This window comes from Polynucleobacter sp. IMCC 29146 (assembly GCF_021395195.1).
Taxonomy (GTDB): Bacteria; Pseudomonadota; Gammaproteobacteria; order Burkholderiales; family Burkholderiaceae; genus Polynucleobacter.
Window position 1 is genome coordinate 1 of sequence record NZ_JAJVCR010000015.1, and the last position, 13,243, is coordinate 13,243.

General features: G+C 43.0%; 14 protein-coding genes. 11 read left to right on the forward strand and 3 right to left on the reverse strand.

Going from position 1 to position 13,243, the window contains the following annotated elements; genetic code table 11:
- Window positions 1-125: 125 nt before the first annotated feature.
- From LZT22_RS12785 to LZT22_RS11875, 6 genes are read left to right on the forward strand one after another with little or no spacing between them, the layout of a single operon-like run.
- A complete protein-coding gene (locus tag LZT22_RS12785) occupies window positions 126-1,340 on the forward strand; it encodes a glycosyltransferase family 1 protein (protein ID WP_233925494.1) in 1,215 nt (404 codons plus the stop codon).
- Window positions 1,337-2,209, forward strand: coding sequence for an SDR family oxidoreductase (locus LZT22_RS11855; RefSeq protein ID WP_233925496.1), 873 nt, complete (start codon window positions 1,337-1,339; stop codon window positions 2,207-2,209). Before LZT22_RS12785 ends, LZT22_RS11855 begins: the two co-directional genes overlap by 4 nt.
- Complete coding sequence (locus LZT22_RS11860) at window positions 2,202-3,239, forward strand: polysaccharide biosynthesis protein (protein WP_233925497.1); 1,038 nt, start codon at window positions 2,202-2,204, stop codon at window positions 3,237-3,239. The genes LZT22_RS11855 and LZT22_RS11860 overlap by 8 nt, the downstream gene beginning before the upstream one ends.
- Window positions 3,232-4,365 carry a non-hydrolyzing UDP-N-acetylglucosamine 2-epimerase gene (gene wecB / locus LZT22_RS11865; protein ID WP_233925498.1) on the forward strand — a complete coding sequence of 378 codons (1,134 nt, stop codon included), beginning with the start codon at window positions 3,232-3,234 and terminating at the stop codon, window positions 4,363-4,365. Before LZT22_RS11860 ends, wecB begins: the two co-directional genes overlap by 8 nt.
- A 43-nt stretch (window positions 4,366-4,408) precedes the next feature.
- The gene (locus LZT22_RS11870) at window positions 4,409-5,608 is read left to right on the forward strand and encodes a glycosyltransferase family 4 protein (protein WP_233925499.1); all 1,200 of its coding nucleotides are present in this window, start codon (window positions 4,409-4,411) and stop codon (window positions 5,606-5,608) included.
- A gap of 30 nt (window positions 5,609-5,638) precedes the next feature.
- On the forward strand, window positions 5,639-6,607 hold the full coding sequence (locus LZT22_RS11875) for a class I SAM-dependent methyltransferase (RefSeq protein ID WP_370635232.1): 969 nt from the start codon (window positions 5,639-5,641) through the stop codon (window positions 6,605-6,607).
- A 41-nt stretch (window positions 6,608-6,648) separates the two neighbouring features.
- On the opposite strand, the gene LZT22_RS11880 is transcribed toward LZT22_RS11875, so the two are convergent.
- The 3 genes from LZT22_RS11880 to LZT22_RS11890 all read right to left on the reverse strand — a co-directional run bounded on the left by LZT22_RS11880 (window position 6,649) and on the right by LZT22_RS11890 (window position 9,013).
- Window positions 6,649-7,344 (reverse strand): NUDIX hydrolase, encoded by a 696-nt coding sequence (locus LZT22_RS11880; protein ID WP_233925500.1) that lies wholly within the window; start codon window positions 7,342-7,344, stop codon window positions 6,649-6,651.
- An 18-nt stretch (window positions 7,345-7,362) separates the two neighbouring features.
- Window positions 7,363-8,112: a DMT family transporter gene (locus LZT22_RS11885; protein ID WP_233925501.1), complete on the reverse strand. Its 750-nt coding sequence runs from the start codon at window positions 8,110-8,112 to the stop codon at window positions 7,363-7,365.
- 142 nt (window positions 8,113-8,254) lie between these two features.
- Window positions 8,255-9,013, reverse strand: a complete 759-nt coding sequence (locus LZT22_RS11890) for a class I SAM-dependent methyltransferase (protein WP_233925502.1) — start codon at window positions 9,011-9,013, stop codon at window positions 8,255-8,257.
- 324 nt (window positions 9,014-9,337) lie between these two features.
- Between LZT22_RS11890 and LZT22_RS11895 the strand changes: the two genes are divergently transcribed.
- From LZT22_RS11895 to LZT22_RS11915, 5 genes are read left to right on the forward strand one after another with little or no spacing between them, the layout of a single operon-like run.
- Window positions 9,338-9,919 (forward strand): SIS domain-containing protein, encoded by a 582-nt coding sequence (locus LZT22_RS11895; protein ID WP_233925503.1) that lies wholly within the window; start codon window positions 9,338-9,340, stop codon window positions 9,917-9,919.
- A gap of 24 nt (window positions 9,920-9,943) precedes the next feature.
- Window positions 9,944-10,528, forward strand: a complete 585-nt coding sequence (locus LZT22_RS11900; protein ID WP_233925505.1) for an HAD-IIIA family hydrolase — start codon at window positions 9,944-9,946, stop codon at window positions 10,526-10,528.
- Complete coding sequence (locus LZT22_RS11905) at window positions 10,500-11,222, forward strand: transaldolase (protein WP_233925507.1); 723 nt, start codon at window positions 10,500-10,502, stop codon at window positions 11,220-11,222. The genes LZT22_RS11900 and LZT22_RS11905 overlap by 29 nt, the downstream gene beginning before the upstream one ends.
- A 22-nt stretch (window positions 11,223-11,244) precedes the next feature.
- Window positions 11,245-12,243: an SDR family oxidoreductase gene (locus LZT22_RS11910; RefSeq protein WP_233925508.1), complete on the forward strand. Its 999-nt coding sequence runs from the start codon at window positions 11,245-11,247 to the stop codon at window positions 12,241-12,243.
- On the forward strand, window positions 12,240-13,241 hold the full coding sequence (locus tag LZT22_RS11915; protein ID WP_233925511.1) for a GDP-mannose 4,6-dehydratase: 1,002 nt from the start codon (window positions 12,240-12,242) through the stop codon (window positions 13,239-13,241). The genes LZT22_RS11910 and LZT22_RS11915 overlap by 4 nt, the downstream gene beginning before the upstream one ends.
- Window positions 13,242-13,243 lie beyond the last annotated feature (2 nt).

Here is a 13,243-nt window from a genome sequence, read left to right on the forward strand (position 1 = left end):
AATCTGATATCGTTCTTCTTGGCTAAGGTGTTGATAGGTCATGGCTACTTTGACTTGCTGGTCTAGAAGCTATGGATACTAAGATATCCTTAGCCACTAGGCTTAGTTGTTCAAAGTTGCACTTCGTGTTTGAATCCACCGAAGTTTATAATGGCTTATTAGACTATTTGCGTGGACATTTCGGGTTGCTTAAACAAATAACGATTGGAATTGACGCCGCAAACATCAGGCTTGGAGGAGGTGTTACCCACCTATCCGAGATTCTTGCTGGAGTTGATATTCATGCCCTCAATATTGGCAAAATTATCGTCTGGGCAGGCAAAAAAACGGTCGAACAGTTGCCCAGCTATCCTTGGCTACAAAAAATCTCACCACCACCACTTGATGGCAATTTATTTTCTAGGGCATTTTGGCAGGCATTTCGATTATCCAGTGCTGCCAAAGCTCAACATTGCGATGTGTTGTTAGTACCTGGCGGTAGTTATGTGGGCAACTTTAAACCGGTAGTGACGATTAGCCAAAATCTGCTGCCATTTGAGTGGACTGAAATTGTGCGTAATCAATCCATCTTCACAACCATCAAGATGCTGATTTTGCGCAAAGTGCAAAGCTATAGTTTTCGTCGCTCAGACGGAGTGATCTTTTTAACGCAATACGCTAAAGATCGGGTGTTATCGGTAGTGGGCAATATCTGTGCTTTAACGACGGTGATTCACCACGGATTTAACCGCCGCTTTGATCGGGCGCCAAAGCCTCAACGACCTATGAATGATTATTCCTTTGATGAGCCTCTTAACATTCTGTACGTATCAAACATTGATGCCTACAAACATCAAACTGAGGTAGTAGAAGCAATCGATCAATTGCGTCAAAAAGGCTTCCCCATTTCGCTCACGATGATTGGCCCAGCGATTCCCAGATATTTAAGTCAACTCAATAGCGTTCTTGATCGGCGCGATCCGCAGCACGCCTGGGCTAAATACTTGGGGCAAGTTCCTTATGAGGATTTACCTGCCTATTACCAAAAGGCAGATATCGGCCTATTTGCCTCTAGTTGTGAGACTTTTGGCATTATTTTGTTAGAAAAGATGTCAGCTGGATTGCCCGTTGCCTGCTCTAGTAAAAGCGCCATGCCTGAAATTTTAAAAGATACTGGTGTGTATTTTGATCCAGATAATGTGATCGATATTGAGTTGACACTCGAGCGCTTTATTTCTCAAGAGCAATTGCGCGCAGATAAAAGTGCAGCTAGCTTTATTGAATCTAAAAATTACCAATGGGTAAAATGTGCTCAAGAAACGTTTGCATTTGTTGCCAATATTGCGAGGAAAAACCCATGAAAGTTTGTATCTTAGGTGCGAATGGCATGCTGGGAAATGCCCTAATGTATTCTTTAACATCTACTCAAGACTATCAAGTATTGGGCGCGGTACGTAATGAAAGCGCTAAGCAGTTTTTCCCGCCACAGATTGCTAAACACATTGTGACTGGTATTGATGCACAAGATATTGCATCCATTAGAGATTTTTTGGAAGTAAAAAAGCCAGATGTGGTGATTAATAGCATTGGCATTGTCAAACAAATTGACAATGGCGCTGATCCCATTCGCGCCATTGAATTTAATGCCATGTTGCCCCATCAGCTATCAAAGATCTGCCAATCGATTGGCACACGCTTAATTCACATTAGTACGGACTGTGTGTTTTCAGGAAAAAAGGGGGCCGCGTATTTAGAAAGTGATAGTCCTGATCCAGTCGATTTATATGGCAGAACCAAGCTTTTAGGAGAGTTAGGAGACGCCCCACATGAATTGACCTTGCGCACTTCCTATATTGGTAATGAATTTGAGAGCACCAATGGCCTTTTGGAGTGGTTTTTAGCGCAAAACGGGCCGATTTCTGGCTATACCAAGGCTATTTACTCTGGCTTGCCAACGGTGATTTTGGCAGATTTGATTCGCGATCAGGTGCTTAAAATACCCCAATTGCATGGTCTGTACCATGTATCGTCTAGCCCCATTTCAAAATATAATTTACTCAATTTAGTGGCTACCGTCTTTGAGAAGAACATCATCATCAATCCCGATGATCGATTAACCATAGATCGATCTTTAGATTCGACTCGGTTTAAAGATGCCACAAGATTTGTTGCCCCCAGTTGGGAGCGCATGATAGAGAAGATGCACCAAGATCGGATAGCGCATGTTTAAAGACAAAGTATTGCTCATTACTGGGGGAACTGGTTCATTTGGGAATGCCGTACTCCAGCGGTTTTTAGATACCGATATTGCTGAAATTCGCGTCTTTAGTCGGGATGAGAAAAAACAAGAAGACATGCGCTTGGCCTTAAAAAATCCCAAGCTCAAGTTTTACATTGGCGATGTGCGTGACTATTCCAGTATTCATGATGCCCTGCATGGTGTCGATTATGTGTTTCATGCCGCGGCATTAAAGCAAGTACCATCGTGTGAGTTTTACCCCATGGAAGCAGTGCAAACCAATATTTTGGGCGCAGAAAATCTGATGCGCGCGGCCATTGCACAAGGCGTAGAGCGCTGCATTTTGCTCAGTACTGATAAAGCGGTCTACCCTATTAATGCTATGGGCATTTCTAAAGCGATGATGGAAAAGCTGATGGTGGCCAAATCTCGTTTATGTGATCCCCAAAAGACAGTCTTATGCGCCACTCGCTATGGCAATGTGATGGCTTCACGCGGCTCGGTGATTCCGCTGTTTTTAAAGCAGATATTGAGCAATCAAGATATCACTATTACCGATCCGAATATGACTCGCTTTTTGATGTCCTTGGAAGATTCGGTAGAGTTGGTACTCTTTGCTTTTCATCACGCTAAACCTGGCGATATCTTTGTCCAAAAATCCCCTGCCTCGACCATCATGGATTTAGCTCAAGCGATGAAAAATCTCTTCTCGAGCACCGTGAATATTCGTACGATCGGCACCCGCCATGGCGAGAAACTCTTTGAGAGCTTGGTATCGCGCGAAGAAATGGCCAGAGCTCAGGACTTAGAGGGTTATTACCGTATTCCAGCCGATACTCGTGATCTTAATTACGATAAATTCTTTGTTGAAGGAGAGCTCGATTTATCCACCATTGAGGATTACACCTCGCACAATACACAGCGCCTTGATATTGCTGGTGTGCAGAGCACTTTAGAAAAACTGAGCCTGATTCAAGGCGCACTAAAAGAAGCATCCAATCAGAAAGCATCACATGGCTAAGCTTAAGGTAATGACCATTGTCGGAACGCGGCCAGAGATTATTCGCCTCTCGCGAATTACTGCCAAACTAGATCAGTATTGTGATCATATTTTTGTGCATACCGGACAAAATTATGACTATGAGCTCAATGAAGTTTTCTTCAAAGAATTAGAGATTCGCCGCCCGGATGTGTTTTTAGAGACTGCCGGTAAAACTGCTTCGCAGACCATTGGCCAGGTCATCATGGCCGCTGATGAGGTATTTGAAAAATACCAACCGCAAGCTTTGCTGCTATTAGGTGATACCAATAGTGCTTTATCAGCTATTGCAGCAAAGCGCCGCCGCATACCGATTTTTCATATGGAAGCGGGTAATCGCTGTTTTGATGCCCGGGTTCCAGAAGAAATTAATCGACGCATCATTGATCACGTAGCCGATATCAATATGCCCTATAGCGATATCGCACGCGAATACTTAGTTAAAGAAGGTTTGCCACCCGATCAAATTATTAAAACGGGCAGTCCGATGCGCGAAGTCATTGAGTATTATTTGCCCAAAATTAAAGCATCCAAAATTTTATCCACGCTCAAATTACCAGCGCAAAAATACTTTGTCGTGAGTTCGCACCGAGAAGAAAATGTAGATTCGCCAGCAAATCTGACAAAGTTTGTGCAGCTTTTAAATCAGGTGGCTGAGCGTTACCAAGAACCTGTCGTAGTTTCTACCCATCCTCGTACCCGCATTCGTTTAGAGCAATTGAACATTCCGGTCAATCCTTTAATTCAGTTTCTTAAGCCTTTTGGCTTTTTTGATTACGTGCATTTGCAAATGTATGCGCATTGTGTGTTATCCGATAGCGGCACCATTTCGGAAGAGTCCTCGATTTTGAATTTTCCTGCGCTCAATTTACGGGAAGCTCATGAGCGGCCAGAAGGATTCGAAGAGGCTGCCGTCATGCTAGTGGGCCTTAATCCAGAGCGTGTTTTGCAAGGCATCGAGATTGTCAAAGATCAGCCGCGCGGCCAAGAGCGGTTACTGAATATCGTGCAATCGTATGCCCCCCAAAATCTCTCCGATAAGATTTTGCGCATTATTCTGAGTTATACCGATTTTGTTCAACGTAAAACTTGGAAAAATCAGGTGTAATGAATTTGCGCTCTACTGCCTTTAACTACATTAAGTATTGAGCGTGAATTTACTCATCATTACCGATGCTTATGCGCCATCTCGCACCTCTGCCGCAGTTCTGCTAAAGGACTTAGCGCTACAATATATTCAAGAGGGGCATCAAGTCAGCGTAGTGGTGCCTAGCGCCAAGCAAGCAAAGCCCGTTCATATTTATGAAGAAGGTGGCGTGCAGATTGTGGCAGTCAAAGCATTTCGTACCAAAGATATTGCTTACTTGCAAAGAGTATTAGCCGAATGGATCAATCCCTACTTCATGGGCTATCGACTCTTTCGCTCGCAGCAGTTTAGGGATCTAAAAATCGATGGGGTTATTTGGTATTCACCATCCATTTTTTGGGCTCCTTTAGTCAAAAGATGCCAACACTTTTTTGCTTGTCGCTCGTATCTCATTTTGCGTGATCTCTTTCCAGATTGGGCTTTAGATTTGGGCTTACTCAAAAAAGGGCCGATCTTTTCCTTTTTTAAGTACATCGAGCAAAAGCAGTACGCGCAGGCGAGCGCAATTGGTGTTCAATCTGAAAATAATCTGAGCTATTTTCAAAAGCACTTTCCACAATTTGCTCATAAAGCCCAAGTGCTGTGGAATTGGATAGCACCCTCAAGTAATACGCACTGCTCAATCCAAATTCACAATACCGCTTTGCATGATCGTAAAGTAGCGGTGTATGCAGGCAATGTGGGCGTGGCCCAAGGCAAAGATGCTTTATTGGCAATGACCCAAGCCTTGCATGAGGCAGGATTGGGGGTTGTTTTTGTTGGTAGAGGCAGTGAAATGCGCGCCATGCAAGAGGAGGTAAAAAATCAGGGCCTGGTAAACGTACTCTTTTTTGATGAAATTGCCTCTGATGAAATTGAAGCGCTATACCGTCAGTGCTCTTTAGGTTTATTAGCGCTAGATCCTCGTCATACTACCCACAATATTCCCGGTAAATTTTTGTCCTATATGCAATCGGGGATTCCGGTTCTTGCATTAGTCAACCCAGGAAATGATTTGGAAAAGCTGATCCCGCAATATCAAGTCGGAGCAGTCTGCACGGCAATCTCACCAGCAGTCTTTAATGAGTGTGTTGGGAAATTGCTTGCACAACAAGATCGTAACCCTTTAGGACACATGCAAGAGCATTGCCAGCAATTGATACGCGACTACTTTTTGCCTCAAAGGGCTGGCGTTCAAATTGTGAGTCAACTATCAAAAGCTTGAACGATCTATATGCAAAATACGTCCGATACTTTGAAAAATTTACTCCATTGTAAAATTTGTGCAGGTGAATTAAATCCGCCCATGCAGGTCAAAGAAGAAATGTTTGGTATGGGAGATATCTTTGAGTATGCCCAGTGCAAACAATGTGGATGCTTGCAGTGCCTCAATATCCCCAATAATTTTGCCAAATACTATCCTGATAATTACTACAGCTTAGGTCCGGTGACTGGCAAGCTTTCATGGCGAGAGCGAGTAAGGCGAGATGTCACTTGTAAGTTTGTATTACGGCGTCCAGCTTTTATGGACGACTGGTTTAAGCAGTGGGTAGAGGAGCGCAATGTACTTGAGGTTTATCACCGTATTGGCGTCAGACCTGGGCACTCCCTGTTGGATGTTGGCTGTGGCGGCGGTAGGCATGTGCAAGATTTACGGGTTGCAGGAGTAAAAGGGGCTTTAGGTGTTGATCCTTTTATTGAGGCAGACGTTTACGATGATGGCCAATTATTAGTCAAAAAAGGATCGCTCGAAGATATTGCTGGAAAGTTTGATTTCATTGCTTTTCATCACTCTTTTGAGCATATTGAAGGCCAGCAAGCTACGTTTGATGCGGCAGTAAGCTTACTAAAACCGGGCGGCAAAATTTTGATTCGTATTCCAACGGTTACTTCCGATGCCTATGAGATTTATCGTGAGAAGTGGCTGCAATTAGATGCACCACGTCATATTTATCTGCATTCACATCAAAGTATTGCCTTAATCGCGCAAAAGGCGGGCATGCAGCAATTCGACTTGTGGTGTGATTCTGCAGCGGGCCAATTTATTTTTAGCGAACAATATCGACAAGGCATTGCCTTGTTTGATGAGCGTAGCTATATGAAAAATCCCAAAGAGTCTATTTTTAGACCAGAACAGATTGAGGAATATCAAAAACGCGCACAGGCATTAAATAAAATACTGCGCGGAGATCAAATTTGCATTGTTTTTGAAAAGCCAAACTAATTGAACTGAATACGTGTTGCATGATCTTGACAAGGTAATTTTCAGATTAATCCTCTGAGTCTTGCTTGGCAAAAAGCGGCAATAGTAAAAGCCTCTTCAATCTTTCCTTCGATCATCATTTTTTCGAACTCGGCGATAGTAACTGATTCTATTGCCTCTACACCCTCATCTAGTTGGGGTAATCCAGATAAAGACTTTAAGTGACTAATGTATAGGTGCGAGCCATTGGCAAATAGATTAGTCGATCCATAAACAAATCCTAGGGGAATGAGTTCGCCCACCTCGCCGCCGATTTCTTCAAGTAGTTCTTGACGAGCGGTTTCCTCAAGCGAAGCATTTTCATCAATCGCTCCGCGAGGTATTTCCAAGATAGTTTTGCGTAATGGGTGCCGAAAGTGGCGAATCAGAATGATTTTCTGCTCGAATATTGGTAATACAGCCACCCCATGATTGATGCGATTCATGACTCGGGTGTGTAGCCGAATATCCCCATCTGAAAACTGTAGTGCATCACGAATAACGGTAACCCAGGGATCTTGCGAGATAATGCCTACATGAGACCCTGAAGCGGGTAATTCTAACTTGAGATTATTTTCAATTGATCTTAATTCTGCCTTGAAAATCTGTTCAGGGTCTAAAACGATTTGAACGCTCTCTGTGTTATTGCTAAATAGCCCTGGATTATGTTTAGCAAAATCGAGGTATATAGATATGCGCTTGAGGAAATTGTCGTCCATAAGAATAGATCTGATAAATTAAAAATTACCTACTTTGCCAAAGGCAATTAAAAATACACCTGCACTAATACAGGCTACCCCAATCCATCGTATAGCACTAATGGCCTCTTTTAGAAAAATGGCGCCAATCAGCACGGAAAAAACAATGCTCACCTCCCTAATAGCCGTCACACTACCTACTGGGGCATGGAGTAAAGACCAAATAAAAATGGCAAAGGATGTTAGCCCCAAAATACCGGTGAGTAAGGTATTTTTCCAATCAATGTACCAAGCTCGCATGGCTGAACCTTTGGTTGCATATAGTGCATATGCAATAAATACCAGCCCATCCCAAAATACTAAATGTGTTGTAAAGGAAAATGCGCTCTGACTAATCCGAACACCATAGGCATCAATGACTGAATAGAGGGCTACGGTAGCCGCTGCAAATGCAGCTAAGGTAAAAATGAAAGCACTCACCTTCTTTTGTAAGCCGTCTGTAACTAAAAAGCATACACCCAAGGAAATAATGCAAATACCAAACAGCGATACCCATCCCGGCCTTTCGTCTAAAAATGCAAATGCAATGAGGGTGGCCAAGATAGGGCATAAGCCTCTGGCTAAGGGATAAGCAAGGCTGAGCTGGGTATCGCGATAAAGACGAGCCAGAGCAACCTTATATCCAAAATGAATGAGGACAGAAATCGCCACAACCCCATAGGCTAAGGAAGGTAAAGGCGGAGCAATAAACAATAAAAGACCACAGATCATGGTTGTGGTGATATTCATACCGCCTATAGCAATCACTTGATCCGCATTGGCTTTGATCAAAGCATGCCATGATGCGTGCAATAGAGCTGCGGCAGTTAATACTAGAAGGACTATAGGATCCAAATATGATGGATAGTGAAAGTAGGGCGCGCTCTACTGATTATTGAGATAGTAGCGGGGCGTCTTTCACCGAGTAGACTGCTTCACCTCTCCAGGGCTTGGTAACGGTAATTCGGTTTCGCGCTGCAGCTAAGAGCAGCTCTGCTTCACACTCTAAATAAAATTTATCTAAATCTGGTTCGGCTAAAAATAAGGTATCAAGATCGACACTGGCAAATTGATTAAAGAATAGGCAGGACATGGCCGAATCTTTTGCCTTAATGAATTTGAAATGGGCATTACGCGCAGCAAGTAGTTCATTAATAATCTTAATCGCTTTATAGACTAAATTTGTGTCATGAAAGGCCACAATACAATCATGCTTAAAAAATTTCTCGGCATGAATATAGTCACGAAAACAGGCCCAGTCAGTATGCTCACCATCTATAAAAATAAAATCATAGACCTCCCCTTTTTTGGGGTATTGGCTTATCGACCCATCAAAGACTTCTAATTTTTCTGTATTAAACCCATGGGACTGAAGATTTTTAATCATGGTGTCATGTGTGATTCCGGAGTAATCGTACTTTGCCCCGCGTTCATCGGGTTGCTGGCGCTCACGCTCATCGATAGAGAGAATTTTGCTGCAGTTGGCATCCGCTAAAAACGGGGTCATAGAGCCCCCCAAATAAGAGCCAATCTCTAAAAATGTATAGGAGGGTAATTGCCCCAGTAATTGCTTGATTTTCAAAAGTACTTCTTTATCTGCAATCGATGTTTGGGAGCTAATAGGAAAGGCAGAAGGGGTAATTACAGTCATAAAGAGGCTTTTAAGCTAATTTTGAGGGTTTTAGGGTTATTGGTGGGCTATCTTTTTACAAATTATAGGCTTGGAGGGTCTTTTTTTGCTCAAAATACCGATTACTGCCCAATTTTTATTATTTTCAGATTATGAAATGGTTTTTGATCTCAAAGTAAAATTTCGACACTTATTTGGCTATAAATCGGATGTTTTTTGAGGCGGGGGGGGTAAATTACATCAATACGCTTCGTTTATAATTATTTATTGTATTTTTAAGCATTTAGCTCCTACAGTCGACCCTAAAACGTCTTTTCCTACCCTCTTTTTTTGATCATCCCACCCATGCATACCGACATATTTTTCAAAGAAGTCATTGAAGTAGCCAAACAAATCGATACCCAGGCGATTGAGAATTTGGCATTAGAGCTTAAAGCGTTGCGAGATCGCGGAGGAAGACTTTTTATATTGGGTGTTGGAGGTAGTGCTGGCAATTGCAGCCATGCAGTCAATGACTTTCGCAAGCTGTGTGGAATTGAGGCTTATGCCCCCGTAGATAACGTTTCTGAATTGACGGCACGCACCAATGATGAGGGTTGGGAGACGATTTTTTCTGGCTGGCTCAAGGTAAGTAAGGCCAATAAAAATGATGCCGTATTGGTATTTTCAGTGGGCGGCGGGAATTTAGAAAAAAATGTGAGCCCCAATATTGTTGAGGGTTTAAAGCTCGCCAAAGAACGTGGTCTGAAAATTTTTGGTGTCGTGGGACGAGATGGTGGCTTTACCAAGCAAGTGGGTGATTGTGTAGTGGTGGTGCCAACTGTAGATGCCTCGCGTGTAACCCCCCATGCAGAAGCATTCCAGGCGGTTGTATGGCATTGCTTGGTTTCAAACCCAATATTGCAGCAAATGGCAACCAAGTGGTAATAAGCACCTAGGCCTAGAATTTTTTTGAATAATCGAGCGCTTTTTTTAGATCGAGATGGAGTAATTAATCACTCGATGGTGAAAGATGGCAAGCCGTTTGCCCCGACCCATTTTGATGACTTTGAGATTTTGCCTGGAGTCAAGGAGGCTTTAATAAAAAGTCGTCAAGCGGGACTTAGGAACATTATTGTGACAAATCAGCCTGATCTTTCCACCGGAAAGATTAAGCAAGAGCAGTTTGATTTAATTCAGAGCTACTGTTTATCGGAGTTAGAGATCGATGCGATTAAGGTATGTCCTCATACTGAGCTTGATAATTGCGACTGTCGCAAGCCCAGGCCTGGATTGATTACTCAGGCAGCAAGTGAGTTTGGAATTGATATTGGCAGTAGCTATATGGTAGGTGATCGTTGGCGCGATATAGAGGCGGGGCAGGCGGCAGGTTGTAAATCTAATTTTTTTATTGATTATGACTATCAAGAAAAGCGCCCCGATCCTCCATACATCGTCATTCGTTCATTAGCAGAAGCAGTGCTGGTGATTCTGGAAGAGATTGAATTATTAAAGTTAAGGAAAAAACATGAGTTCAGTAGACAAGTTAAAGGTTAAGTTATTCGCCGATGGTGCCGATCTTGCGGGCATTGCCGAGATGGCAGCCAACCCCCTTATTGGTGGGTTTACAACCAATCCCACTTTAATGCGTAAAGCTGGCATTACGGATTACAAGGCCTTTGCTCTTAAGGTTCTCGAGATTGTTCCGATGCTACCAGTCGCTTTTGAAGTCTTTGCAGATGATTTTCCAACAATGGAAAAGCAGGCCAAAGAAATTGCTTCCTGGGGTAAAAATGTCAATGTCAAAATTCCAGTGACCAACACCAAGGGTGAGTTTTGTGGGCCGCTCGTAAAAGTCTTATCTGATGCTGGCGTGAATGTGAACGTCACGGCTGTAATGACTTTGGATCAAGTGAAAAAGATTGTGGATAATTTAAACGTTAATTCTCCGGCAATTGTTTCAGTCTTTGCTGGTCGAATTGCTGATACTGGTGTGGACCCAGTTCCGTTGATGGCTGAAGCTGTAAAGATTTTGAAATCCAAGCCTAAGGCAGAATTAATTTGGGCAAGCCCTCGTGAGCTTTTAAACATCTTTCAAGCACACCAGGTCGGTTGCCACATCATTACAGCTACCAATGATATTTTGAAAAAACTAGCTTTGGTAGATAAGGATTTAACGGCATATTCTTTGGAGACGGTTGAAATGTTTTACCGTGATGCCCAAGCTGCTGGTTTTGATATTCAGGTTTAAATTTACTATTAAGGGGTAGTTTGTGAAAAAAATTGTTATTTTTGGCGGCGGTGGATATTGCGCAAGTCTTTTAGTTCCTCAGTTATTAAATGAGGGATGGGATGTTCGTGTATTTGATACGTTTTGGTATGGCACTGAACATTTTCCCAAGAGTGCTCACTTAGAATTAGTTAAAGGTGATGTGCGCGATCTCAAAGCTGTAAAAGAGGCATTAAAAGGGCGCGATCATGTATTACATTTGGCATGCATTTCCAATGATGCTAGCTTTGAATTGGATGAAAATCTCTCCACCTCAGTAAATCTAGATTCTTTTGAACCTTTGGTTGTGGCAGCAAAAGAAGCGGGCGCCAAGCGATTTGTCTTCGCCTCATCTAGTTCGGTATACGGTGTTTCAGATTCACCCGATGTAACCGAGGATCACCCTTTAATTCCATTGACTTTGTACAACAAGTACAAAGGTATGTGCGAACCTTTGTTGTTAAAGCATACGGATAATAATTTTGTGGGAGTGGTATTTAGGCCCGCAACTGTTTGCGGATATGCTCCTCGTTTGCGTCTGGATTTATCGGTCAATATTTTGACTAATTTTGCAGTAAATAAGGGCAAAATTATGGTGTTTGGCGGTAATCAATTACGTCCAAACTTGCATGTTCAAGATTATGCGGACTTATGCAAGCTATTACTTACTGCTCCTGCCGACAAGGTGGCCAATCAAGTCTTTAATTGCGGCTTCCAAAATATGAGCATTATGGATATCGCCAAGACAGTAAAAAAAGTGGTCGAAGAGTTCTTCCCGGATCGCGGCAGTTTGCCAATTGAAGTGACAGAGTCGAACGATAATCGTTCATATCATATTAACTCTGACAAGATTAAGCGGGTCTTAGGATTCGCGCCTACGCATTCCATTGAAGACGCTGTGCGTGGCTTATGTCAAGCTTTCCAAGATGGAAAAATTCCCAATAGCTTTGATGATAACAAGTACTTTAATGTCCGCACCATGAAGGCGATTGAGGCGAAATGAGTTCAAAACCAATCGCCGTGGTTACTGGTGGCGCCGGTTTTATCGGCGGCCATATGGTCGATCATCTTGTGGAACAAGGCTATGCCGTCCGTGTGATTGATAGCTTGGTGGGTGGGCGAGAAGAAAATTTAGTCCAACATCAATCTAATTCTGATGTGATTTTAGAAAAACGCGATATTCGCAGTTTTTCTGCGAAGGATTCTCTTTTTAAAGACGCCAAGCTTGTTTTCCATTTTGCTGGCATCGGCGACATTGTTCCTTCGATTGAAAATCCAGCGGAGTACATGTCCGCTAATGTGCAGGGAACAGTCAATATGCTCGAGTGTGCAAGATATGCTGGTGTAGATAAATTTGTCTATGCCGCTTCTTCATCTTGTTATGGCCTAGCCAACACTCCAACAGACGAAAATCATCCGATTGATACAAAATATCCTTATGCCTTATCTAAATATCAAGGCGAGCAAGCCGTTTTTCACTGGCATCAGGTATATAAATTACCAGTCAATTCGATCCGCATATTTAATGCTTACGGAACTCGCTCTCGCACATCTGGTGCTTATGGGGCAGTGTTTGGGGTATTTTTGCGTCAAAAAATTGCCAATAAACCATTTACTGTTGTGGGAGATGGAACCCAGACGCGAGATTTTTTGTATGTGACTGATGTTGCGCGTGCATTTTATGCGGCTGCTATTTCTAACACAGTTGGGCGTGTTTATAACTTAGGCGCAGGAAAGCCCCAGTCAGTCAATCGCCTTGTCGAGCTTCTTGGGGGCGGTGAAGTAGTTCATTTACCTAAGCGCCCTGGTGAGCCCGATTGCACTTGGGCCGACATAACACGGATTCAATCTGAATTGGGTTGGAGTCCCGAAGTGAGTTTTGAGGAAGGGGTTGCAAAGATACTAGCCAATATTGATTATTGGAAAAATGCACCCTTATGGGAACCTAGCTCAATTGCTGGTGCTACGAAATTGTGGTTTGAATTTATGTCGGAGAGTTAAGA

What these genes read in the sequence shown, in the direction of transcription:
- LZT22_RS11880 (WP_233925500.1), bottom strand. Translation starts at nt 7,344, where the DNA reads ATGGACGACAATTTCCTCAAGCGCATATCTATATACCTCGATTTTGCT.
- LZT22_RS11890 (WP_233925502.1), bottom strand. Translation starts at nt 9,013, where the DNA reads ATGACTGTAATTACCCCTTCTGCCTTTCCTATTAGCTCCCAAACATCG.
- LZT22_RS11905 (WP_233925507.1), top strand. Translation starts at nt 10,500, where the DNA reads ATGAGTTCAGTAGACAAGTTAAAGGTTAAGTTATTCGCCGATGGTGCC.
- LZT22_RS11855 (WP_233925496.1), top strand. Translation starts at nt 1,337, where the DNA reads ATGAAAGTTTGTATCTTAGGTGCGAATGGCATGCTGGGAAATGCCCTA.
- LZT22_RS11860 (WP_233925497.1), top strand. Translation starts at nt 2,202, where the DNA reads ATGTTTAAAGACAAAGTATTGCTCATTACTGGGGGAACTGGTTCATTT.
- LZT22_RS11895 (WP_233925503.1), top strand. Translation starts at nt 9,338, where the DNA reads ATGCATACCGACATATTTTTCAAAGAAGTCATTGAAGTAGCCAAACAA.
- LZT22_RS11885 (WP_233925501.1), bottom strand. Translation starts at nt 8,112, where the DNA reads ATGAATATCACCACAACCATGATCTGTGGTCTTTTATTGTTTATTGCT.
- LZT22_RS11915 (WP_233925511.1), top strand. Translation starts at nt 12,240, where the DNA reads ATGAGTTCAAAACCAATCGCCGTGGTTACTGGTGGCGCCGGTTTTATC.
- wecB (WP_233925498.1), top strand. Translation starts at nt 3,232, where the DNA reads ATGGCTAAGCTTAAGGTAATGACCATTGTCGGAACGCGGCCAGAGATT.